Consider the following 22,279-nt stretch of genomic DNA (forward strand, 5'->3'; position numbering starts at 1 on the left):
TAGAAGGCGGCCTAGCCCCCAAAAGCCCGGAGAATATTCTCCGCATTGTGGTTCAGCACCACCCGGGCAGTGTCCGATACCGTGTCCGGACCCTTCTGCTGGGCAAGGAAGTCCACAAAGCGCTGGACGGTCCGGGCGGCCTTGCCGGCGTCGCCATCCTCCACCGCCTTGCCTGCCTGCTGCACGCTGGCAGCCAGCTGGCTGGCCACCGGTCCGGCAACATCGCCCGAATCCACCAGGTCCTCCAGGACGTGCTCCAGTGCCTTGACGCTGCCGGGCAGCCAGGCGGCGCGCAGCGGGACGTTGGCGAAGTCCATATCGGAGGCGAAATAGAAGTCGGTGTAGGACGGCTGGTTGTAGGTGGTGTTCTGCCGGGCAACTTCGGCGCGGTACTGCGGATCGTGCATGAGCGTGTACAGCTTGTGGCTGGTCACTTCCGTGCTCATGTACATCCGCAGGGCGGAACTGTCGGCGGTCCGGACCAGCATTTCCTCGCGCCAGTCGCCCACCACGTCCGCCACCAGGCTGGGCGTGCCCTTGGTGCCGTTGTTGGTCCGGGTGCCATCCGCGGTCAGCAGCCGGCCGCGCTTCCAGTCGTCGATGGTGGGGGTCTGGTCTCCGGAGCCGTTGACGATCTGGGTGGTCATGTCCGCCGCCCACTTGATGCTCATGTTGGTGCCGGGCCCGGTGGAGGAGAGCTTGTCGCCGTCGGCGGACTGCATGCCGATGGCCCAGTTCTCGATGCCGGGTACGGCCGGATCCACGTCACCGATCATGCCGCGGCCGGTGTCCTTGCCGGAGTAGGCACCGAACAGCACTTCGCCGGTGGCGGCGTCGCGCATGGCGTAGCCGTAGGGCGCGTAGGTGGCGCCCTCGTGGACCGTGAAGATCTCCTTGCCGGGCCGTGCCGGATCGATGTCCGTCACGTGCATCGCATCGCCGTGGCCCAGCCGCGCCGCTTCGCCGGGCGCGGCGCTGCCGGCGGGCAGTGTGCCGAACGAGCTGTACAGCAGCGAGCCGTCGTCGTCGATCGTTGCGGAGCCGTAGACGATCTCCTGCTTGCCGTCGCCGTCCACGTCCGATGCGCTCAGCGAGTGGAAGCCCTGCGTGGTCAGCTTCCCGTACTCCGGATCGGTTCCGTCGCGGCCGTGCGGCGAATCGTTGAACGGGTTGGTCATGGGTGTCCAGCCCGAGTCGATGTTCCACACGGGGGAGAGGTTCGTCCCGTCCCAGGTGTAGGTGGCCAGGGTGGTGCGGGTGTAGTAGCCCCGGGCGAAGACCGCCGCGGGCTTCTTGCCGTCAAGGTAGGCCACGCCGGCGAGGAACCGGTCCACGCGGTTGCCAGGCTCAATGCGGCCCATGGCGTAGTCGCCCCACATCAACCCGTCGTCGTGCCTGCCGGGCTCGTAGGCTACCGTCTTCAGCTCCTTGCCGGTGGCGCCCTCGAAAACGGTGAGGTACTCCGGCCCGGACACGATGAAGCCCTCGAATGCCCGCAGGTTGTTCCGTGCGCTGCGGGAGGGGGCGTAAACGTCCATGAAGTAGTCGGCCAGCGCTTTGGCGTCGGATGTGGACAGCGGGTACTGGTACTTCGGCGCAATGCCGAAGGCTTCCTCGAGGGTGGCGGGCCAGTTGCCGGCCTTGACCTCCGGGTGCTCGGTCCAGCCTTGGAACGTCTTGACCATGTGCTGGTAGTAGTCCGCCGCGCTCATCCGGTAGTCGTCCGTGTTGGCGTAGCCGGCGTCGACGTCGGACTGCAGCAGGGTGATGAACGCGCTGGAGGCAATGCTGCCGTCCGCGTTGTAATTGGTGCTCTTGGTTCCCGGCGCGGTCTTCATCATCATCTCGGCGCGCCCGTCGCCGTCGAAATCGTTGACCAGCAGTTGGGTGTAATGCGCGCCGGAGCGGATGTTCACGCCCAGGTCGATCCGGTGCAGGAGCGTGCCGTCCGCTTTGTAGGTGTCCACGTAGGTGTTGCCCGTGTAGCCCACCTGTGAAACGTCCTTGGAGTTGTTCGGGTCCCATTTGACGATGAACTCATACTGGCCGTCGCCGTCCACGTCGCCCACCGACGCGTCATTGGCCGCGTAGGTGTAGGCCTGTCCGGAGGGCGTGACACCGTCGGCCGGCTTCTTCAGCGGGATGTCCTTGAAGTTGCCGCCCCAGGATGTGGCGGTTGCGCTGCGGTCCAGTTCAACGCCCCCGACGACGGCCCGCACCTGGTACTCCGACGCTGCGGTTCCAGCTGGGTCTAGGTAGTTGGTGCTGTCGGTGACCGTGGCGAGCTTCTGGCCGTCGCGGTACACGTTGAAGTCGGTACCGGTAAGGCCGGTGGCTGAGGACCCGGTGGCTTCATGCCCCAGGAGGCGCCAGCTCAGGAAGACGCCCTCGGACGTTCCGGCGGCCACCAGTCCACGGTCGAGGTGGTCCAGCTGGACGGCGGGGTTGGCGGGCTTGGCGGAAGGTCCGACGGCGGATGCAGGGGCGGCGAGGCAGCCGATGGTCAGTGCGAGGCCGACGGCCCCTACCGAGAGGAGGCGCAGGGGAGTCCTGTGGGGATTCATCGATGAATCCTTTCAATCGTGAGACGGGAAAACGCTTCCCCAGTAACTTAGAGTGGGGGAGGGGACAAAACAACCCCTTGCCAGAGTTGCCGGAAGAGGGTATTTAGAACGTTGTAGAAACGCCCGATACCAAGCCCGGAGTCGCCCTTATACGCCCTTGCGGGCCCATCCGGTAAGGCGGTCGCTGAGGTCCATGTAGCTCCGGTCCACCACCTGCAGTCCGGGGTTGGCGTCATACCATCGAACAATCTCGCGTGCACCGTCCGCGAAGGGGATGGTGGCCGTGTAATCCGGAACCAAGGATTTGATCTTGGTGTTATCGAAAATTACCGAATGGGACCGGTCGCCGAGCAGGTTGGAGCCAAGTTCAGGGCTGTGCGCAGCGATGGTTTCGGACGCAACGTGGACGAGGTCAGGCTCAGGGGTGCCCGCGGCCCGCGCGAACAGCCGGTAGATCTGGTTCCAGGGCAAGTACTCGTCCGACGTGATGGTGTAGCTCTCACCCACCGCCTGCGGCCTGCCGAGCAGCCCCACGAAAGCCTTCGCGAAGTCGCGGCTGTGGGTGAGCGTCCAGAGGGATGTGCCGTCGCCGTGCACCATGACCGGCAGCCCGGAGCGCATCCGGTGGATGTCGGTCCAGCCGCCCACCATGGCGATCTTGGTGCGGTCGTAGGTATGCGAGGGACGCACCACCGTGAGTGGAAAGTCTTCCTCCCGGTAGGCCCGGTAGAGCAGTTCCTCGCAGGCGATCTTGTCCCGCGAATATTGCCAGAAGGGATTCTTCAGCGGGGTGGACTCCCGGATCGGCAGGCGGGAGGGCGGCTTTTGGTAGGCCGAAGCGGAGCTGATGAAGACGTACTGCCCCGTCCGGCCCCTGAACAGGTCCAGGCTGGTTTGCGCCTGATCCGGAGTGTACGCAATAAAGTCGGCAACGGCGTCGAACTCCCGCCCGCCCAGCACGTCCCGGACGGAGGCTGCGTCACGGACGTCGGCGGCCAGGACCTCCACCCCTTCCGGGACAGGCCGCGTGGACCGGCCCCGGTTCAGGATGGTCAGCCGGTGGCCCAGCGCGGCGGCCCGTTCGGCCGCCGCTGTGCTGATGACCCCGGTGCCGCCGAGAAACAGGATTGTCCTCGGCGCCACCGTATCGGCTGCGTGCAAAGCGTCTACCACGCGTAGTCTTCCGGGGCCGTCCGGTGCCCGGGGAAGATGTCGTCCAGCCGCTTGAGGGCGTCGGCGTCCAGGGTGACATCAAGGGCGCGGATGGCGGCGTCCAGCTGTTCCTGCGTCCGCGGACCCACGATGGGCGCCGTGACCGCAGGCTGGTGCAGCAGCCAGGCCAGGGCCACGTCCCCGGGTTCGTGCCCCAGTTCGTCCGCAAAGTCCTCGTATTGGCGGATCTGGTCCTCATGCTTCTTCAGCGTCTCCGCTGCCCGTCCCTCGGTGCGGCGGACGCCGTCGCGCTCTTTCTTCAGTACCCCGCCCAGAAGCCCGCCCTGCAGCGGGGACCACGGAATAAGGCCGAGGCCGTACTGCTGCGCGGCCGGGATGACCTCGAGTTCCACCTGGCGCATGAACAGGTTGTAGATGGACTGTTCGCTGACCAGCCCGGTGTAGTGCCGCCGGCGGGCCGCTTCCTGGGCCTGGGCGATGTGCCAGCCGGCAAAGTTGCTGCTGCCGGAGTACAGGATCTTGCCCTGCTGCACCGCCACTTCGATGGCCTGCCAGATCTCGTCCCAGGGGGTGTCCCGGTCGATGTGGTGGAACTGGTAGACGTCGATGTAGTCCGTCTGCAGCCGCTTGAGGCTGGCATCCAGGGCGCGGCGGATGTTGAGCGCGGACAGCTTGGACTCATTGGGGCGGTCAGTCATGGTGCCGTAAAGCTTGGTGGCCAGCACCGTGTGTTCACGGCGCTCGCCGCCCTTCGCGAACCAGCGCCCGATGATTTCCTCGGTCCACCCGCGGTGCCCGGCACCGCCGTAGACGTTGGCGGTGTCGAAGAAATTGATGCCGTTGTCATGGGCGGAATCCATGATGCTGTGGGCGTCCGCCTCATCGGTCTGCGGCCCGAAGTTCATGGTGCCCAGGCAGAGTCGGGAGACTTTCAGGCCGGAGCGGCCCAGATGGGTGTACTGCATTGTTGGATCCTTTCGGTAGTACTGCCTGCCGAGCCGGTGGCTGAGCTTCTCGAAGCCGGCTAAAGCTGGCTGAAGGAAGCGACGGCGGGATCGGAACCGAGGCGCGCCCCCGACTCGAGGGCGGTGATGGCCGCGAGCTCCTCGCCGGAAAGCGTGAGTGACGAGGCCGCGAAATTTTCCCGGATGCGGGCCGGATCGACGGACTTCGGGATGACGATGTTTCCGGTGGCGAGGTGCCACGCGAGGACTACCTGGGCAGTGGTGGCGTTGTGCGCATTCGCGATGGTGGTGACGGCGTTTCCGTTGAGGTCGGCGCCCCGGCCCAACGGACTGTAGGCCTCCACCTCGATGCCCAGGCTCCGGCACTTTGCTGCCAGGTCCGCCTGCTGGTAGCTCGGGTGGAGTTCGATCTGGTTGACGGCGGGGACGATCTCGGCGGACTCAAGCAGGGTGTCCAGGTGTTCGGACAGGAAGTTGGAGACTCCGATGGCCCGGATCTGGTTGTTCTCGTAGAGCCGCTCCATCTCTTTCCAGGCCTGGACGTACAGGCCCTGCGAGGGGACCGGCCAGTGGATGAGGTAAAGGTCCACGAAGTCCAGGCCCAGCGCCTTGCGGCTGTTCTGGAAGGCCTCCTGTGCCCGGCCCTGCTCGCCGTTCCGGAGCTTGGTGGTGACAAAGATGTCCTCACGCGGGATGCCGGTAGCGGCGATGGCCGCCCCCACGCCTGCTTCATTCCGGTAGCCGGCGGCGGTATCAATGTGCCGGTAGCCTGCTTCGAGGGCGTCCTCCACGATCCGCTGGGTGTCCTCGGGCGGGACCTGGAAAACGCCGAGGCCAAGCTGGGGGATGGTGACGCCGTTGTTGAGTGTCAGCTCTGACATGGGTGCTCCTTGCATAGTGCTGGTGCTGTGCTGCTGGGAAGGTGCCGGTTGGTCGACGCCGAGAAAGCGGTTTCCGCTGGCTCAACATTGAGCCTATGCAGTTTTTGTCCCATAGTCAGCAGGTAAGGCTGATTCTGTTTTTCCTAGGATTGCCAGTCCTACCTTCGTTGTAGAAGGGATCACTCTTGCCGGGCACAATGGTCACCATGGGTCAAAGCGCCGAGTTCGGAAAGTTCCTCAAAGCCATGCGGTCCCGGCTAAGCCCGGAGGACGCGGGAGCGGGCCCCACCTCCGGCGCCCGCAGGGTCCCCGGCCTGCGGCGCGAGGAGGTGGCCCGGCTGGCAGGGGTCAGCACCGATTACTACGTCCGGCTGGAACAGGGCCGGAATATCCACCCCTCACGCGCCGTGCTCGAGGCCGTGTCACGGGCGCTCCGCCTGGACAGCAGCGAGCATGTGCACATGATGGACCTGCTGGAGAACTGCGCGAACAATCCCCGCACCCCCGGCAGCCCGTCAGTCCAGGGTGTCCGGCCGGCGCTGCGCCACCTCCTGGAGGCTGTGGGCGATGTGCCGGCCATGCTGCTGGGACGTCGCAGCGACGTCCTGGCGGGCAACCGGATGGCGTTCCTTCTCTTTACGGACTTTGCGGCGCTTCCCGCCGGGGAACGGAACCTCACCCGCTGGCTGATCCTCGATCCGGCGGCCAGGACCTTGTTCCGCGATTGGAAAACCGTCGCGGCGGAAGCCGCCGGGGCCCTTCGGATCGACGTAGGGCGGCACCCCAACGACCCCCAAACAAACCAGTTGGTGGGCGAACTCGCAGTGAACAGCGAGCACTTCCGGCAATGGTGGGCAGGGCACCGGGTGGCAACCCGGTCTGCCGGGACCGTCAGGCTGCACCACCCGGCCGTTGGCGACCTGGAACTGAACTTTGAAAACCTTGCCCTTCCCGACGAGCCCGACCAGACACTGCGGGTGTACTCCGCCCGGCCTGGATCGCCGTCGTCGGACGCCCTCGCGCTGCTGGCCAGCCTGGGCGCCGGCCCCGCCCCGGTGGGGGAGCGCAGTATTTCCAGCCCGGACGCGGCAGTCGTCGAACGGGGAGAGGTGTCCTGAGCGCGCCACTCCTGCTGTGCATCTGGCCAAGCCAATACGCCAATTCTGGCCAGCCGTCCATTGGTTGGCGATCGTCCTGTTCCTAGGCTGGAGAAACAAGCTTTTCGCCACCAAGGATGGTCTCAACGATGAAACGCATCGCACTGCTCAAGGAACGCCAGGCGGGTAACGCCGGCACCGCCTCCTCCACGGCCACCGGCTCGCATTGCCCGGTGTCCGGCCTTTGGAGCCCGGACCACGACCCGCACACCGTGCTGTCCTTCTTCGAAGGGCACGTGTTTCCCGCGTTCGACGGCATTCCCACCGTGTGGCGCCGCCGTTCAGCCGGCACTGTCTCGGCCAACTAGCGCCGCTTTAACCCAAACTGACCCGCAGCCAACCCCGTCAAAACCAGGTTTTGCGACGTTTGACTGCGGGTCAGTTGGGTGTATCTAGTGCTCTTCGAGCCGGAAACCGAGCTTGATGGTCACCTGCCAGTCAGCGATCTGGCCTTCTTCCAGGTGGCCGCGGATTTCCTTCACCTCAAACCAATCGAGGTTGCGGAGGGTCTGCGATGCCTTGGCGATGCCGTTGCGGACGGCGTCATCCACTCCCTGGGTCGATGTGCCGACAATTTCAGAAATGCTGTACGTGTGGTTGGACAACTTCGCTCCTCTTGATCATCGTTGCTCCCGGTTGCGGGCCGTTCTTGAAGACTAGTAGCACTCCCAGAGCCCTGACCAGCCCTTATCCGCCTGCCCTTTGTGGATATGACGTGGTGTCATTTCTCCTATGAGGATCGATATAGTGCGTGACGGATGAATCCAGCTGCCCGGATCCGGCTCCCCGTTCAACCCGTTCTTGTGCGGCAGGTGCGGGTTCAATGGGCAGATGCGGGCCGGGTATGCCCGATACTTCCGGAGCCAGTAATTCGACCGGAGTGGCCGCGTTATAGGCGTCCAGCACGCTGACATGGCGCCCGTTCACCCATGTGCCCTCTTCATCTATTCCAGTGCCACCAAAGTTCCGGATGATCTGGGCAGCAGGAATGCCCGGCGCCAGCTCAAACGTGTTGTTCCGCGCGATGATGCTCGACTCCACGCCGACGCCCCAGGAGTACTGGTAGCGGTCAGGGCTGGTTACCCTGTACACGTTGTTATATACATGGGCCTGCCCAAACCGCACGCGGGGTGCGCGCTGATCAAGATCAATCAATTCGTTGTGGTGCAGCGTAACGCGGAGGCGGCCACGATCGCCGATGGCACCGTCGCCATTGCCCCACAGCAGGGATTTGTCATGCCCCACCATCCTGCTCCACGAAATGGTCACCAGGTCTGCCTGGCGGACGACGTCCAGGAGACCGTCGTGCCGCAGGAAGGGCTCACCAAAATACTCGGGCTGCTCAGCGTCGGCTGTCCCGCCGTCATCCAGTGTCAAGTGGTCCAGCCACACGTGGGTGGAGCCTGACACCACCAGGTTGTCCCACTCCGTTTTCCAGGTGTCCCCGTTCCAACCCGGGAAGCAGTCATAGGCGTCGGACAGGCGGAGATTGCGGACAATCACGTTGTCCACCCCATCAATATTCAACGTAAAGCCCGTGAGCTGGACATCGCCCAGGCCAACAATGGTTGTGTTGGCGCCGATGTCGATCCGGATTTGCTTCCGCTGGTTGGCGCTTGATGCCTTGCGGGCATCTTCGAGGGGGCCGGATGCCTGCCCCGCCCAGTGCGCCGGGTCGAACGCTGCGAGGTAGGCGTCCAGGGAGTAGCCGTCCACGGCGTAGTCTTCGCAGGCGATCGGAGTCCCGTCCGGGGCGGTATTTGCGTTGATGTGCTGTTCTACGTACACAATCTTGGGCTCGTTTCCGGCCACTGCCGCGGCAAGTTCATCCCTCGTTGAAACCTTGTGCACGTCTTCCGGCGCTGCATTGGCACCCCCGGTGGTGCCGCCGTCGGCAGACGCCCATCCGTCGCCTGCCGCAAGAGTCTGCCTCCCAAGGTCGGTGGAGATCGGGTTGCGGTCAGCAGCATGCGGCGCTGGTGCGGGAACTGACGAACTGAGGGCAAGGCCGGTGGCCATGACGATGGACAGGGGGATGGACATCATCTTCGATGCTCCTTGGGGTGTTTGCTGCCGGCCATCTCAACCACGTCCCGCCGGGGTCCAGTCGCCAAGGAAGGTTTCCTTGGTGAATTTCGGGGCGTTTTCCGGTGAGAGCTGCGGGTGGAATTCGTTCACCTGGGCGCCCGGCCCTGAGTTGTTGTACTCGGCAAACCGTCCTTCCTTCCAGGAGTGGCCGCTCATGTCCGCCCAGCCCTGGACGGCGATATGGCTGCCCAGCACCGAATCCCGGATGACCGCCATGGGGTGCGCCTGCGGATCGCTGCTGGCGAACCACGGACGGCCCAGGCTGACGGTGCCGGCTGCCGCGTCAGAAGTGAGGGCGCTGTTGACGATCAGGATGCCGTAGGGGTTGGAGTTCTTGGTGCTTGGAGCCACGATGTAGCCGTTGTTGGTGCTGCTTCCGCGGTCCAGGGAGTGGATGGTGCAGCCGTCCAGGACAGCAGTTCCCCGGCCGTAGATGAAGTCCACGTCACCTTCGATGTAGCAGTCCTTGAGGTAGGTGCGGGCAGTCGCGTCCCGCCCTGTGGTGTCTGCGAGATAGGTGTCCTGATTGCCCAGGAAGCGGGTGCCGTCGAACGTTACACGGTCCGCCACGCTCCGGACCGCAAGTGCCTGGCTGCCGCCGTTGGCGGCTTCGTCGTAGGCGTTTTCCACCGTCAGGTTGCGGACGGTGGTGCCCTCGGCGAGGACGTTGAGGGTGGCGCTGCCGCCCGCGCCCCAGGTGCCGCCGAAGAACTTCACGCCGTTGGCCGGAAGGTCGTAGGTGATGACGACGTCGGCCGGGTTGGCTGTTGCGCCCTGGATGGTGAGGTTGGGCCGGTCAGCCCAGATATTGACGGATTCCCGGTACGTGCCGGGCTTGACCGTGATGGTGCGCGGCAGCGTGCTGCCGCTGGGGATCGAGCCGATGGCGGCCTGCAGGCTGCCGAAGTCCCCGGTGCCGTCCAGGGCAACGGTGATCTCCGTCGTCGTATTCGGGGCGCTGTTCCCGCGGGGGCCCGCTCCGGCTGCCACGATTTCCGGCACCCGGGCGGCGTCGTCCTTCTGGTAGCTGTAGTTCTGCGTCGGATCGAAGGCGGATCCCACGTTGTCCTTGCGGCCGCGGGTGCCGTTGAAGACGTTGTCCCGGTTCACTACTTCGGTGGCGGGGTCCTTGGCGACGATGGGGTCCTGCACGGCGCTGAAGCTGTTGCCTTCGAGGACCACCTTGGCGGCGTTGCGGCCCATCATGCCGTACTGGCCAATGTCCTGTAGGAAGTTGTTGTAGACATGCGCCGCCGCAGTGTTGTCCAGGCTGAAGTTGCGCTGGGTGGTGTTCCGGATCCAGTTGTGGTGGATGGTCATCCGGGTCACGGCGTTGGCGGTCCAGCCCACGCCGAGAGCCTTGTTGTTGTCCGCGAACACGTTCCACGAATAGGTGACCAGGTCCGAGTCCTTGCGGGTGTCGATCAGTCCGTCGCCCATCCGCTGGATGGCCATGTGGTCAACCCAGACGTGGTGGGTGGTGTCCAGCTGGATGCCGTCGCGGTCGTTGTCCGGGCGTTTGCCGTCCCAGTCGCCGGGGATGTAGGAGTCCCGGATGGTGAAGTTCCGGAAGATGACGTTGGAGACGTTGATGAGTTTGAAGCCGGCATTTACCACTTCCGCGCCCGCTCCAACACCGATGAAGCTCTTGTTGGCGGCGACGGGAATCTTGATGTAGTCCGTGGCGGCAAGGCTGCCGCTGATGAAGATGACCAGGGGCTCGTCGGCCCCGGCATAGTCCTTGAGTTCCTGGATGGTGGACGCGGTGACCATCCTGCCGGACTGGCCGCCAGTTGTTCCCGGCAGCCCGTATCCGGGCAGCGCCGCGAAGCCGTCCGGCGTCTGCTTCCAGAGCGCTTCCGGAGTGCCTTCGGCCTTGGCGGCGGTAGTGGCAGGTGTGCCGGCTTCCTGGCCCGGACCGGGCGGTGCTGCCTGGGCTGGTGCCGCCGTGAGGCTTCCCAGCATAACGACGGCGGCAGCCGCGCCGAATAGACGTCGCAAACTCATGCAAAACTCCTTTGTTTTGTTCCCGGGCAGCCTCCAGCCCAGGGTTCAATAGGGTGTTCAGTGATGCGCGCGGAAGGGAAAGGGGCTTGCGTCAGCCCCGGGCTATTTCAAACCCGTGGTGGCGATGCCGTTGATGAGGTATTTCTGGCCCGCAATGAAGAATCCAATGATCGGGGCGATGGATACCACCGACATGGCGAACATGGGACCCCACATACTTTGGCCTTCCGAGTCCATGAAGGCGCGCAGCGCCAGGGGAACGGTGTAGAGGTCCTGGTTCTGGATATAGAGCAGCGGACCGAAGAACTCGTTCCAGGTCGAGATGAACGTGAAGATGGCGGTGGTGGCCATGGCGGGAACACACAGCGGCAAAATGACCCGGAGGAACGTGCGGAAGGGGCCGCATCCGTCGATCTGCGCGGCGTCGTCCAGCTCTTTCGGCAGCGCCTTCATGAACTGGACCATCAGGAAGATGAAGAACGCGTTGGTGGCCATGAAGTTCGGCACGATCAGGGGCAGGTAGGTGTCCAGCCAGCCGAGTTGGGAGAAGATGATGTACTGCGGGACCAGGAGCACGTGGCCGGGCAGCATCAGGGTGCCCAGCATCAGTGCGAAGAAAAGCTTCCGGCCCGTGAACTCCATGCGTGCGAACGCATAGGCGGCCAGGGCACAGGAGAAGATGTTGCCCACGATCGAGAACACCACCACGATCATCGAGTTGATCAGGTATACGTGGAACGGCTGGTTCAGTGCCGTCCAGCCCTGTTCGTAGTTGCTGAAGTCCCAGTTTTCCGGCCACAGCCCCAGCTGCCGGAAGATGTCATTGCTCGGTTTGAAGGAGCTGGAAACCAGCCAGAGCAACGGGTACAGCATCACCAGGCCCACCAGGCACAGGATCAGGTGGCGGGAAAAGCGGGTGGTGGGTGTCCCCGCCAGGGCGTCTTCCGGGTCCTTCGGCTTGGCGGGCTTGTCTTGTTTGCGCTTCGTGGGTAGTTCGAGGAGTGCCATGGGGGTTGCCTTAATTGTCGTAGAAGACCCAAAACTTGGATGCGATGAAGTTGATGGCGGTGAAAATCGCAATGATCATCAGCAGCAGCCAGGCCATCGCGGAGGCATACCCCATCTCGAATTCCGTGAAGCCCTTTTGGTAGAGGTACAGGTTGTAGAACAGGGTGGAATCCGCCGGTCCGCCGGTTCCGCCGCTCATCACGTAACCCTGCGTGAAGGTCTGGAAGGACCCGATGAGCTGCATGATCAGGTTGAAGAAGATGATGGGGCTGATCAGCGGAATGGTGATGCTGCGGAACTGCCTCCACCTGGACGCACCGTCAATCGAGGCTGCCTCGTAGTACATGGTGGGGACCTGCCGCAGGCCTGCCAGGAAGATCACCATGGGCGAGCCGAAGGTCCAGACATTCAGCACAATAAGGGTGCTCAGCGAGAAGTCGGGGTCGGTGACCCAGGCGGGCCCGGCAATCCCGAACAGGCCCAGGAAGCCGTTGACGATGCCGTCGTTCCCGAAGATGTAGCGCCAGAGCATCACGATGGCCACGCTGCCGCCCAGCAGTGAAGGCAGGTAGTAGATGGAACGGTAGATGGCCAGCCCCTGCAGCCCCCGGTTGAGCACCAGGGCGATCAGCAGGGCAACGGCCAGCGAGATGGGCACGGACACGAACGTGTAGATGAACGTGACTTTCAGTGACTGCCAGAGCCGGGGGTCTTCGGTCATGGCCTGGAAGTTCGCCAGGCCCACGAAGTTCGGCTCGGTGAACAGGTTGTAGTCCGTGAACGCCAGGTAGAGGGATGCGAAGAACGGGATGATCGTGAACAGCATGCCCAGGAACCAGGGCAGCAGGAACAGGTACCCCGAGCGCTGGTTCTTCCGCCGGGCAGTTCCCCTCCTGGATTTGCCCGGCCCTCCGGAGGCCAGGGCGGCGGCCGCGCCGGGGGCTTGTTTGGTCAGCACTGACATGCGTCAGGCTCCTATCTGCTTCTGGTGCTGCGGTGTCCGGACGGAATGGCCCGGATTACTTGTTGATGGCTGCATTGCTCTTCTCGAGGAAGGTCTTGGCGGCGTCCGCCGGAGTGACACGGCCGAATTCAACCTCGGTGGCAAGCTGCTTGAGGGTGTCAGCCACCACGCTTGCGCCCTTGGGGTACACGTAGGCCGGTGCAAGCTCGTCTTCCTGGATGGCGGCCACCATGTCCACGAAGGCGGTGTCGTCCTTGCCAAGCTTGGGTTTGATGGCATCGGCCACATCAGGATTGATGGGCACACCGCGCTGGGTCAGCGTCTCCACCGCTCCGTCCGCGTCATTGATGAGGAAGTTCAGCAGTTTGGCAGCTTCCTTGGGGTGCTTGGACTTTGCGGCGATGGACCACAGCATGCTCGGGTCAGCGGAGTAGCCGCGGCGCTCGCCGGTGGTTTCGCCGGGCATGCGGAGCAGCACCAGGTTTCCGCCGGACGCCTCGTTGTAGCCCTTGAAGTTGTTGATGGGAATGATCTGGGAAGCCACCGTTCCCTTGGCCAGGTAGGACTGCGCGGGCGAGCCGCCGATTTGTTCGAAGAAGCCCGCCGGGGGATAGCCGCCGGCATTCCGCAGGTCCACGCTGTACTGGAACCACTCGCGGATGGTTTCCTCGCTGACGCCGAGCTTGTTGTCCTTGGTGTAGAAGTCCTCGCCGCGCTGCCGGGCAAGAAGGATGGGCCCGGTTTCCGTGGCCACGTCGTACCCGGCCCCGTAGATCTTTCCTCCCGTTTTTTGGGTCACCTCGGTGGCAAATTTTGCGTAGTCTTCCCAGCTCCAGGTCTTGTCGTCCGGGATGGTGACGCCGGCCTGGTCCGTGATGGTCTTGTTGACCACCATGCCGATGGTGGTGACGCCGGTGGCCAGCCCGTACAGCTTGCCGTCCACCTCGCCGCGGCTCTGGATAGTGGCGGGAATGTTGGCGAGGTCGATCTCAGGCAGGGACTTCAGGTCCGCCAGCGTGCCGCGCTGCGCATACTCAAGCAGGCTGCGGTTGGCCATGTTCAGCACGTCCGGCGGATTGCCGCCGGCGAACCGGGTAGCAAGCTTGTCCGCGTAGGGGCCGCTGTCCTGGTATTCGCTCTTGACGGTGATGCCGGGGTTCTTCTCCTCAAAGATCTTGATGGCCGCGTCGGTCATTTTGGCCCGGTTGGAGTCGCCCCAGTAGACAAAGTTCAGTTCCACGTTCCCGCCTGCCGACGGGGACGACCCACCGCCGCAGCCGCTCAAGGCCAATCCTGCGGCTGTTATGGCCGCGCCCAGGAAGACCCTGCGCGGGACCCCGGTGGTTGCTGTCTTCTTCATTGAATGACGCCTTTCTGTGGCTGCCCGGTGATGGGCGATCGGTACATCCGAACGGAAACTTTCTGATTCTCTTGCGCGAGACACTGCTGAGTTGCGGTTGCGGAGCGCGGGTTTTCGGCAAGAGGAAAAGGTGAGTAAACGATTTCTAGCAAGGAAGGACTGTGACTGTCAACACAATTTTCTAAAGCTGCATCACTCTAAATCAGAAACTTTCTATGCTTATTGCTGATTGTTTCCGCGATGCCTATGCTGTTCTCCATTGCCACGCAGCAACTCGCAGGAAGGAGGCCTGATGGCAGAGCGAACTCCCAATCTCAATACCCTGGTGGGCCGGCATAGCGGCCGGGACCTTCCCGGGCCCAGCTCACCCCGGCCATACCTTCATCCGGTCCGTTCTCTGGCAGGGACCCGGCTCACGGAGGTGGCACCGGAAGACCATCCTCACCATCTGGGGCTGTCGATCGCCTTCGCCGACCTCAACGGCACCAATTTTTGGGGCGGCTCCACCTTCACGCCGGACGGCCCGGCCGTATTGCCCAATCATGGGCGCCAAGTGCCCTCGGGCTGGACAGACTCCCCAACCGAAGCTTCCCCAACCGGGGCCGCCGGCACGGTGGTGTGGCGCTCGGAGCAAGGGGTGGACGTGGCCGTTGAACAGCGGAACATCCGCTGCTTCAGCCACCCGCAGCCGGGGACCTGGAGCCTGTCCGTGGAGTCGGTGATGGTTCCCGCCGGCAACGTCGGCCGCCTGGAGGTCTCGTCGTCGGCCGTTAAAGGACGGGCGGGCGCCGGCTACGGCGGGATCTTCTGGCGTTTCCCGGCCCCGCGCTCCCAGCCCTTGGTGCTGTCAGCCAACGGTGAAGGAGCTGCGGCTGCCCACGGAAGCCGTTCGCCCTGGCTGGCCATCAGCACCACCGTCGACTGCGCCCCGGTCAGTGTTGTCCTGGGCCAGGGCGGCAGCCTCCGTCCCTGGTTCGTCAGGACAGCCGGCTACCTGGGCGCGGGACCTGCCGTCGCGTGGTCTGAAAAGGCCGTCGCCAACGCCGCCAGCCCACTGGCCCAGTCCCTGCATGCCGTCATCCACGACGGGCTGGTGGATACACCAACAAAGGCCGTGGAACTCCTTCAGCACCATCCCGGAATCCCGGCCCTCAGCCCTCCCGACAGGACACCATGACATCCCGAAACGCCGTCCCCGTGTACACCAACCCGATCCTCAATGCCGACTGGCCGGACCCGGACGCGGTCCAGGTGCAGGGTGTCTACTACCTCATCGCCTCCAGCTTCAACCGGGTGCCAGGGCTGCCCGTCCTGCGTTCCCGGAACCTTGTTGACTGGGAGCACGCCGGGCACGCCCTTCCCCACCTGCCGCAAGGCAGCCATTACTCTTTGGTCCGCCATGGCGGCGGGGTGTGGGCGCCCTCCCTGCGCTACCACGACGGGCGCTTCTGGATCTTCTATCCCGATCCGGACCACGGCATCTTCGTCCTGAGCGCCGAAAAGGCGGAAGGCCCGTGGACCGAGCCGCACCTGCTCTACCCCGGACGCGGGCTCATTGACCCGTGCCCGCTCTGGGATGACGACGGCCAGGCGTACCTGGTCCACGGTTGGGCCCACAGCAGGGTGGGGGTCAAGAACCGGCTCACGGTCCACCGCATGAGCCCGGATGCCAGCCGCCTGCTGGACCACGGCACACACGTCATCAACGGCGAGGACCTGCCCGGCTACACCACGTTGGAGGGGCCGAAGTTTTACAAGCGGGACGGCTGGTACTGGATTTTCGCTCCGGCGGGCGGCGTGGCCACCGGCTGGCAGTCGGTGTTCCGCTCCCGCTCCCCGTTCGGTCCCTACGAAGGGCGCCGCGTCCTGGAGCAGGGGGATACCGCGGTGAACGGTCCGCACCAGGGGGCCTGGGTAACCAGTCCACGCGGCGAAGACTGGTTCCTGCATTTCCAGGACCGCGGACCCTACGGCAGGGTGGTCCACCTGCAGCCCATGGGCTGGGATGACGACGGCTGGCCATGGATGGGCGCGCGGGCGTCCGACGGCGGACCGGGCACCCCCGTCTCCAGCCACCCCTACCCGGCGGGTACTTCGCCGAAGGATGCAGCGCCACCTGCCAGCGACGATTTTTCGACGGCGACGTTGGGGCCGCAGTGGCACTGGCAGGCGAATCCGCAGCAAGGCTGGGCGCACCAGTGCGGGGGTGGGCACCTTGTGCTCAGGCCAAAAGCCAACGATCCGGTGAACCTGAGGGAGCTTCCCAACGTGCTCGGGCAGATCCTCCCGGGCACGCCCTCCACCTTCACCACGTCCCTTGAGCTGCAGGATGTTCCGCCAGGAACGCGTGCCGGCGTGGTGGTACTGGGCCAAAAATACGCCTGGCTGGGAATTGTGCGGACGTCCGAGGGATACGTCCTGGGAAGCGGCACCGGGGGAGACGGGCCCCACGAGCAGGCGCCGGGCCGGAGGGTTATGCTGCCGGGTTCGAGGATCGAGCTCCAGATCCGCACGGACGGCACACCCCGGTCCACCTTTGCCTGGCGCACCGGCCCGGGTGAACCGTGGGAAGTCCAGGGCTGGAATTTTGAGGTGGTGGAAGGGAGGTGGATCGGTGCCGAGCTAGGCATCTTCGCCACGTCACCCCTGGGATCGCAGGAAGGCGGCAGTGTTATCGTGGGACCCGTGCGGGTGGACACCGCGCCCGTGCGCCGGGCCACAGCCCCGCAACTCGCCGCCGCAACCACATGACCCCAAGGACTGCACCGTTGACCGCCACCCCGCGTCCCAAGATCGCTGACGTCGCGGCGGCTGCCGGCGTCTCCGTGCCCACCGTGTCCAAGGTGCTCAATGGACGCACCCACGTCTCCGAGGCTACCCGCGCCAAGGTGCAGCAGGCGTTGGAAGAACTCGACTACTCCAAGCGCAACACTCCGGCGGGCCAGCCGGGAATGCTGCAGCTGGTGGTCAACAACTTCGATTCGCCCTGGATCCTGGAAACGATGGCCGGCGTGGAAGCCGCGGCGGACCGCCTGGGCTACGCGGTGGCGTATGCCCGGGCGGAGCACGCCACGGCCGAGCGCTGGCGGAAGCTGCGGGAACCATCGGTGAACCGGCTGGACGGGGTGCTGCTGCTGGCTCCCAGGAAGGGATCCATGCTGGTGACCACCCTTCGGACGCTGAAAATCCCGGCGGTGGCGATCGATCCGGAGGGTACCGAGGGCCTGCCCATCCCCAGCGTCAGCCCCGCGTCCTTCTCCGGTGCGCTGACCGCCGTCGGACATCTGCTCGAACAGGGCCACCGCCGCATTGGCATCATCACGGGACGGAAACACAGCCCCGGGCACGGCCGGGCGCGGTATGCGGCCTACGCGGCAGCCCTGCACGAGGCAGGCCTTCCTGTGCTGCCCGAACTGGTGCGGGACGGCGACTTCAGCATTGAGTCCGGCATGCGGCTTGGCGCCGACCTGCTGGATCTGCCCGAGCCGCCCACGGCCATCTTCACCGGCAGCGACCTGCAGGCCATGGGCGTGATGAATGCGGCGGGGCAACGCTCGCTGCGGGTCCCGCAGGACCTGAGCATTGTGGGCTTTGACGACATCGCCCAGGCGGCGCTGACATCGCCGCCCCTCACCACCGTCCGCCAGCCGCTGGCGCAACTGGCCTCCATGGCGGTGGGCATCCTGGCCGAACAACAGGACCAGCAGCTTGCCCAGCTGCCTTCTGCCCTCGAAGTGGCAACGGAGCTGGTGGTCCGCGGAACAACGGCCCCACCCGGGCGGCAGGCGCCGTAACGCATCCGGGCCGGCCGATCCGTATGGTTGGAACAGATATTGGTTGCGTAAGGAAGGCCGCCGCATGATCGAGATCCTGAACCCCGCCGAACTGCTCAGGGCCAAGGAGACGGGCTCGCTAGTCGCCAACATCCTGCAGACCCTGAAGAGCCGGAGTGCGGTGGGCACCAACCTCCTGGACATCAACCGGTGGACCAAGGCCATGATCGTCGACGCCGGAGCGCAGTCCTGCTACGTGGACTACGAGCCCTCCTTCGGACGCGGGCCCTTCGGCCACTACATCTGCACGGGCGTCAACGATGCCGTGCTCCATGGGAAGCCGCACGACTACACGCTTGCCGACGGCGACCTGCTGACCCTCGATCTCGCCGTCACCAAGGCCGGAGTTGCTGCAGACGCTGCCATCAGCTTCATCGTGGGCGAATCAAGGCCGGCGGAGAGCGTCGCCCTGATCAGCGCAACCGAACGCGCCTTGAGTGCAGGAATAGCCGCAGCCGGGCCCGGCGCCCGCATCGGTGACATCTCGCATGCCATCGGCTCCGTCCTCAGCGAGGCGGGGTACCCGATCAACACCCAGTTTGGCGGTCACGGCATCGGATCGACCATGCACCAGGACCCCCATGTTCCCAACATCGGACAGCCGGGCCGGGGATACAAACTCCGCCCCGGGTTGCTGCTCGCCCTGGAGCCCTGGGTCATGGAGGATACTGCCCAGCTCGTCACCGACCCCGACGGGTGGACGCTCCGAAGTGCCACCGGCTGCCGGACGGCACACACCGAGCACACCATCGCCATCACCGCTGACGGAGCCGAAATCCTCACCCTGCCACAGCAGGCGCAGACGTAACAGGGCCGCTGAAAACGGACCTGTCGGCATCCTAACCGCGCACAGCCCGTTCCGCGCCAAATCCCCGTTAGCGCCGCCACCGGTTATTTGGCGGGCAGCACCAGGTTCTTCAGGTCATCCAGGGTCTGCTGCATGTGCGCATCCATGGCCTCCCGTGCCCGTGTTGCATCCCGGGACTGGAGTGCATCCGCGATGTTCTCGTGATGCCCAATGGCATGGACCTGGATTTCCGGTACGGCCGAAGTTTCTGCCCGCCGCTTTTCCAGGACCCGGTGCAGCGGCTCGAACAGCACGGACACAAACACGTTGCCCGAGGCGCGCAGGATCACGTCGTGGAAGGCAAGGTCGGCCTCGACAAAGGCGGTAACGTCATTGATGGCATGGGCTGCCTTCATGGCTGAAATGTAGGAAAACAGGGACGCGATGTCCGCTTCCGCGATCCTCCCGGCGGCCAGTTCGCAGGCGCCCGTCTCCAGCATCCTGCGGAGCTCGATGAGCTGGACCGAAGATTCGGCCTCGTTCTTACCCTCGGACGCCGCCCGCAGGACGGCTTCCAGCGAGGTCCAGCGGTTCAGGGGATTAACGAACGTGCCCCGGCCCCGCTCCACGCTGAGGATCTGCTGGGCCTGCAGGGTTTTCATGGCTTCCCGCACGGTCATCCGGCTTACCTCGTGCCGCGCGCTCAGTTCGTGCTCCCCGGGAACTGTGGCGCCAGGCGGAAATTCGCCTTCGATGATGCGGTCCAACAGCTCGTCGGCCACGACGCCGACCAACGATTTCCTTGCCATGATGCCCCCGATTCCTGCCCGCGCCCTTGCCCAGCGGATATGTCGGACAAGTCTACTTGCGCGTCTTTATGTCCTATGCCACACTAGCATCAGATGCAAGATGTCAGACATCTTACAGATACATTTACATCAGGATCCGCCACCTCGGATCACTACACAACGGAGTGCACTGTGACGCTTGAAGCAGACCTTCTGGCCGCCTACCCGGCTGAAATCCAGATCCCGGCGGGGCTGGTTGCGGACACGCTGGCCGCGTCCAATGCAGAGGTTCCCCGGGTGCTGGTAGTGCTCGACGACGACCCCACGGGAACGCAGTCCGTGTCGGACCTGCCCGTGCTCACCCGCTGGGAGGTTGAAGACTTCATCTGGGCCTTCGGCCAGGCCAAGCCCGCCGTATATGTCCTGACCAACACCCGCAGCCTCGATCCGGCCGAAGCAGCCGCCCGCAACGGGGAAGTGGTCCGCAACGCCCTCTCCGCCGCCGGCTCGCCGGACGCACTGCGCCTGGGGTTTGTCAGCCGCAGCGATTCCACCCTCCGCGGCCATTACCCGTTGGAACCCGACGTCATCGCCGCCACCGTTGCGGAAGTCAGCGGCGAAACCACCGACGGCGTGGTCCTGGTCCCTGCCTTCCCCGACGCCGGGCGCGTCACCATCGGCGGCGTCCACTACATGCGGGGCACCGGTGACGCCGCCGGGACGCTCACCGCGGTCTCCGAAACCGAGTTCGCCAAGGATGCCACCTTCGGCTTCACCACCTCCGTGATGGCCGAGTACGTCCAGGAGAAGTCGCAGGGCCGCTTCGCGGCGGACTCGGTGATTGTCCTGGACCTCAACATCATCCGCGCTGGTGCCGCAGCAGGGAACCCCGCCGAGAGCGCAAAGATCAGCGCCAACACAATCGCCGACGCCATTGCCGGCGCCACCCATTCCACTCCGATCGTGGCCGACATCGTCACCGAAAACGACCTCCGCGCCCTGGCCCTGGGCCTGGAAGAATCAGAGCGCCGCGGCAAGAAGCTCCTTTACCGCGTGGGCCCGCCCTTCGGCCGCGCCAGGATCGGCCAGGACATCCGCGCCGAATTGACCGGAGCCGAGGCCTACGCCGGCAACACACCGTCCGAGGCCGGCGGCCTGATCGTCGTCGGATCGCACGTGGGAGTCACCACCCGCCAGCTCAAGGCACTGACCGAACAGCACAGCTCGGCCCGGATCATCGAGATCGACGTCGAAAAGCTGCTGGGCGATGAAGCAGCCGCCGCCAACCACCTGGAACAGACAGTGGACGCCGTTGTGGAGGCCCTCCGCGGCGGCGACGTCATTGTGCACACCAGCCGCCTGCTGATCAAGACAGACGACCCCGCCGAAAGCCTGCGGATCGCGCGCACCGTGTCCGCCGCCGTCGTCGCCGTGGTCAACCGGACCCTGAAGACCTTCCCGCCGCGGTTCGTCATCGCCAAGGGCGGGATCACCTCCTCCGACGTGGCGGCCCACGGCCTGGAAATCCGCCACGCCATCGTCCGCGGCCCCATGCTCCCCGGCATCGTCAGCCTGTGGGAACCGGTTGACGGCCCCGCAAAGGGCATCCCGTACATCGTCTTCGCCGGCAACGTAGGCGACGACCAGTCCCTCGCCGACGTCACCCGCAAGCTCAGCACCACCTTCTAAAAGTTCCGCACACATTCAATGGAGAACACCATGACCAGCAACTACACCGTCACCGTCCTGGGCCTCGGCGCCATGGGCCTGCCCATGGCCACCCGCCTCGCCAGCCAGCTGACCGTCCACGGCTTCGACATCGCCGAACCTCGCCTGAAGCTCGCCGAAGAAGCCGGCATCGCCACCTTCGCTACCGCCCGCGAAGCGGCCAAGGGCGCCGACGCCGTCCTGCTCGCCGTCCGCAATGGCGAACAGCTCAACGACGTCCTCTTCGGCGAGAACGGCGTGGCCTCCGTGCTGGAACGCGGCGCCGTGGTCATCCTGGGCAGCACCGTGGGCACCGAAGCCATCCCCGCCACCGTGGAGAAGCTGGCCGAATACGGCGTCGAACTGGTGGACGCCCCACTGTCCGGCGGCCCCAAGCGCGCCGGCGAAGGCGACCTGCTGATCGTGGTGGGCGCTTCCCCCGAAGCCCGCGAAAAGGCTGCTCCCGCCCTTGAACTCCTGGCTTCCACGCTGACCGTGGTGGGTGACAAGCCCGGCGATGGCCAGGCCCTCAAGACCGTCAACCAGCTCCTCTGTGGCGTCCACATCGCCGCCGCCGCCGAGGCCATGGCCCTCGCGGACGCGCTGGGACTGGATCAGGCCAAGACGCTCGCCGCCCTCGAAGCCGGTGCCGCCGGCTCGTTCATGCTCTCCAACCGCGGCCCGCGCATCCTCGAGGCCTACACCGAGGAAGGCGCCGAGGTCCTGTCCCGCCTGGACATCTTCGTCAAGGACATGGGCATCGTTGGCAAAGCCACCCGCGCCGCCGGCCTCGCAGCCCCCGTGGCTGCGGCAGCGGAGCAGCTCTACCTCCTGGGCCAGGCCCAGGGCCTCGCCGCCGCCGATGACTCCGCCGTCATCAAGGTCGTCGCGCCCACCAAGCGCACGAAGTAGCAAGCCACCTCCCCCCTCAACGTACGGCGGCGGCGGTCCCCCCTCCGCCGCCGTCGTACACACCCAGCTCGCTAGGCTTAACTAG

Annotated in this window: 19 protein-coding genes; 8 read left to right on the top strand and 11 right to left on the bottom strand. The window is 65.1% G+C overall.

The window, feature by feature from the left end; genetic code table 11:
• Positions 1–11: 11 nt before the first annotated feature.
• The 4 genes from AC5RWA_RS05555 to AC5RWA_RS05570 form a co-directional block, all read right to left on the bottom strand.
• Positions 12–2,564, bottom strand: coding sequence for a rhamnogalacturonan lyase (locus tag AC5RWA_RS05555; RefSeq protein ID WP_494056857.1), 2,553 nt, complete (start codon positions 2,562–2,564; stop codon positions 12–14).
• A 147-nt stretch (positions 2,565–2,711) separates the two neighbouring features.
• Positions 2,712–3,737: an NAD-dependent epimerase/dehydratase family protein gene (locus tag AC5RWA_RS05560; protein WP_494056858.1), complete on the bottom strand. Its 1,026-nt coding sequence runs from the start codon at positions 3,735–3,737 to the stop codon at positions 2,712–2,714.
• Entirely contained in the window at positions 3,731–4,702 is a 972-nt protein-coding gene (locus AC5RWA_RS05565; protein WP_494056859.1) for an aldo/keto reductase, read from the bottom strand. Before AC5RWA_RS05565 ends, AC5RWA_RS05560 begins: the two co-directional genes overlap by 7 nt.
• 59 nt (positions 4,703–4,761) lie before the next feature.
• On the bottom strand, positions 4,762–5,583 hold the full coding sequence (locus tag AC5RWA_RS05570; RefSeq protein WP_275725563.1) for an aldo/keto reductase: 822 nt from the start codon (positions 5,581–5,583) through the stop codon (positions 4,762–4,764).
• Positions 5,584–5,789: 206 nt separating this feature from the next.
• Here AC5RWA_RS05570 and AC5RWA_RS05575 point away from each other — a divergent pair, with 206 nt between their 5' ends.
• Positions 5,790–6,701, top strand: a complete 912-nt coding sequence (locus tag AC5RWA_RS05575; protein ID WP_494056860.1) for a helix-turn-helix domain-containing protein — start codon at positions 5,790–5,792, stop codon at positions 6,699–6,701.
• 128 nt (positions 6,702–6,829) lie between these two features.
• On the top strand, positions 6,830–7,048 hold the full coding sequence (locus AC5RWA_RS05580; protein ID WP_494056861.1) for a hypothetical protein: 219 nt from the start codon (positions 6,830–6,832) through the stop codon (positions 7,046–7,048).
• Positions 7,049–7,132: 84 nt separating this feature from the next.
• Here the strand turns inward: AC5RWA_RS05580 and AC5RWA_RS05585 are convergent, their stop codons facing one another.
• The 6 genes from AC5RWA_RS05585 to AC5RWA_RS05610 all read right to left on the bottom strand — a co-directional run bounded on the left by AC5RWA_RS05585 (position 7,133) and on the right by AC5RWA_RS05610 (position 14,167).
• On the bottom strand, positions 7,133–7,345 hold the full coding sequence (locus AC5RWA_RS05585; protein ID WP_275725568.1) for a dodecin: 213 nt from the start codon (positions 7,343–7,345) through the stop codon (positions 7,133–7,135).
• An 82-nt stretch (positions 7,346–7,427) separates the two neighbouring features.
• Positions 7,428–8,786 carry a pectate lyase family protein gene (locus AC5RWA_RS05590; protein ID WP_494056862.1) on the bottom strand — a complete coding sequence of 453 codons (1,359 nt, stop codon included), beginning with the start codon at positions 8,784–8,786 and terminating at the stop codon, positions 7,428–7,430.
• Between the two features lie 36 nt (positions 8,787–8,822).
• On the bottom strand, positions 8,823–10,835 hold the full coding sequence (locus AC5RWA_RS05595) for a pectinesterase family protein (protein ID WP_494056863.1): 2,013 nt from the start codon (positions 10,833–10,835) through the stop codon (positions 8,823–8,825).
• 102 nt (positions 10,836–10,937) lie between these two features.
• On the bottom strand, positions 10,938–11,843 hold the full coding sequence (locus AC5RWA_RS05600) for a carbohydrate ABC transporter permease (RefSeq protein ID WP_079598648.1): 906 nt from the start codon (positions 11,841–11,843) through the stop codon (positions 10,938–10,940).
• Positions 11,844–11,853: 10 nt separating this feature from the next.
• Positions 11,854–12,807: a carbohydrate ABC transporter permease gene (locus AC5RWA_RS05605; protein WP_494056864.1), complete on the bottom strand. Its 954-nt coding sequence runs from the start codon at positions 12,805–12,807 to the stop codon at positions 11,854–11,856.
• Positions 12,808–12,862: 55 nt separating this feature from the next.
• Complete coding sequence (locus tag AC5RWA_RS05610) at positions 12,863–14,167, bottom strand: ABC transporter substrate-binding protein (protein WP_494056865.1); 1,305 nt, start codon at positions 14,165–14,167, stop codon at positions 12,863–12,865.
• A gap of 292 nt (positions 14,168–14,459) precedes the next feature.
• Here AC5RWA_RS05610 and AC5RWA_RS05615 point away from each other — a divergent pair, with 292 nt between their 5' ends.
• The 4 genes from AC5RWA_RS05615 to map all read left to right on the top strand — a co-directional run bounded on the left by AC5RWA_RS05615 (position 14,460) and on the right by map (position 18,808).
• Positions 14,460–15,344 (top strand): DUF6807 family protein, encoded by an 885-nt coding sequence (locus AC5RWA_RS05615; RefSeq protein WP_494056866.1) that lies wholly within the window; start codon positions 14,460–14,462, stop codon positions 15,342–15,344.
• Positions 15,341–16,918, top strand: a complete 1,578-nt coding sequence (locus tag AC5RWA_RS05620) for a glycoside hydrolase family 43 protein (RefSeq protein WP_494056867.1) — start codon at positions 15,341–15,343, stop codon at positions 16,916–16,918. Before AC5RWA_RS05615 ends, AC5RWA_RS05620 begins: the two co-directional genes overlap by 4 nt.
• A gap of 17 nt (positions 16,919–16,935) precedes the next feature.
• Positions 16,936–17,961: a LacI family DNA-binding transcriptional regulator gene (locus tag AC5RWA_RS05625; protein ID WP_254865645.1), complete on the top strand. Its 1,026-nt coding sequence runs from the start codon at positions 16,936–16,938 to the stop codon at positions 17,959–17,961.
• 64 nt (positions 17,962–18,025) lie between these two features.
• Positions 18,026–18,808: a type I methionyl aminopeptidase gene (gene map, locus AC5RWA_RS05630; protein WP_494056868.1), complete on the top strand. Its 783-nt coding sequence runs from the start codon at positions 18,026–18,028 to the stop codon at positions 18,806–18,808.
• A gap of 83 nt (positions 18,809–18,891) precedes the next feature.
• On the opposite strand, the gene AC5RWA_RS05635 is transcribed toward map, so the two are convergent.
• Positions 18,892–19,596, bottom strand: a complete 705-nt coding sequence (locus tag AC5RWA_RS05635) for a FadR/GntR family transcriptional regulator (RefSeq protein WP_494056869.1) — start codon at positions 19,594–19,596, stop codon at positions 18,892–18,894.
• 171 nt (positions 19,597–19,767) lie between these two features.
• On the opposite strand from AC5RWA_RS05635, the gene AC5RWA_RS05640 reads away from it, so the two are divergent.
• Both AC5RWA_RS05640 and AC5RWA_RS05645 read left to right on the top strand, forming a co-directional pair.
• Positions 19,768–21,264 (top strand): four-carbon acid sugar kinase family protein, encoded by a 1,497-nt coding sequence (locus AC5RWA_RS05640; protein WP_494056870.1) that lies wholly within the window; start codon positions 19,768–19,770, stop codon positions 21,262–21,264.
• A gap of 30 nt (positions 21,265–21,294) precedes the next feature.
• On the top strand, positions 21,295–22,194 hold the full coding sequence (locus tag AC5RWA_RS05645; RefSeq protein ID WP_079598640.1) for an NAD(P)-dependent oxidoreductase: 900 nt from the start codon (positions 21,295–21,297) through the stop codon (positions 22,192–22,194).
• The last annotated feature ends 85 nt before the right edge of the window (positions 22,195–22,279 follow it).

This window comes from Arthrobacter sp. 210 2 (assembly GCF_059093025.1).

What these genes read in the sequence shown, in the direction of transcription:
- AC5RWA_RS05555 (WP_494056857.1), bottom strand. Translation starts at nt 2,564, where the DNA reads ATGAATCCCCACAGGACTCCCCTGCGCCTCCTCTCGGTAGGGGCCGTC.
- AC5RWA_RS05565 (WP_494056859.1), bottom strand. Translation starts at nt 4,702, where the DNA reads ATGCAGTACACCCATCTGGGCCGCTCCGGCCTGAAAGTCTCCCGACTC.
- AC5RWA_RS05570 (WP_275725563.1), bottom strand. Translation starts at nt 5,583, where the DNA reads ATGTCAGAGCTGACACTCAACAACGGCGTCACCATCCCCCAGCTTGGC.
- AC5RWA_RS05575 (WP_494056860.1), top strand. Translation starts at nt 5,790, where the DNA reads ATGGGTCAAAGCGCCGAGTTCGGAAAGTTCCTCAAAGCCATGCGGTCC.
- AC5RWA_RS05580 (WP_494056861.1), top strand. Translation starts at nt 6,830, where the DNA reads ATGAAACGCATCGCACTGCTCAAGGAACGCCAGGCGGGTAACGCCGGC.
- AC5RWA_RS05590 (WP_494056862.1), bottom strand. Translation starts at nt 8,786, where the DNA reads ATGATGTCCATCCCCCTGTCCATCGTCATGGCCACCGGCCTTGCCCTC.
- AC5RWA_RS05595 (WP_494056863.1), bottom strand. Translation starts at nt 10,835, where the DNA reads ATGAGTTTGCGACGTCTATTCGGCGCGGCTGCCGCCGTCGTTATGCTG.
- AC5RWA_RS05600 (WP_079598648.1), bottom strand. Translation starts at nt 11,843, where the DNA reads ATGGCACTCCTCGAACTACCCACGAAGCGCAAACAAGACAAGCCCGCC.
- AC5RWA_RS05605 (WP_494056864.1), bottom strand. Translation starts at nt 12,807, where the DNA reads ATGTCAGTGCTGACCAAACAAGCCCCCGGCGCGGCCGCCGCCCTGGCC.
- AC5RWA_RS05610 (WP_494056865.1), bottom strand. Translation starts at nt 14,167, where the DNA reads ATGAAGAAGACAGCAACCACCGGGGTCCCGCGCAGGGTCTTCCTGGGC.
- AC5RWA_RS05615 (WP_494056866.1), top strand. Translation starts at nt 14,460, where the DNA reads ATGGCAGAGCGAACTCCCAATCTCAATACCCTGGTGGGCCGGCATAGC.
- AC5RWA_RS05620 (WP_494056867.1), top strand. Translation starts at nt 15,341, where the DNA reads ATGACATCCCGAAACGCCGTCCCCGTGTACACCAACCCGATCCTCAAT.
- map (WP_494056868.1), top strand. Translation starts at nt 18,026, where the DNA reads ATGATCGAGATCCTGAACCCCGCCGAACTGCTCAGGGCCAAGGAGACG.
- AC5RWA_RS05635 (WP_494056869.1), bottom strand. Translation starts at nt 19,596, where the DNA reads ATGGCAAGGAAATCGTTGGTCGGCGTCGTGGCCGACGAGCTGTTGGAC.
- AC5RWA_RS05645 (WP_079598640.1), top strand. Translation starts at nt 21,295, where the DNA reads ATGACCAGCAACTACACCGTCACCGTCCTGGGCCTCGGCGCCATGGGC.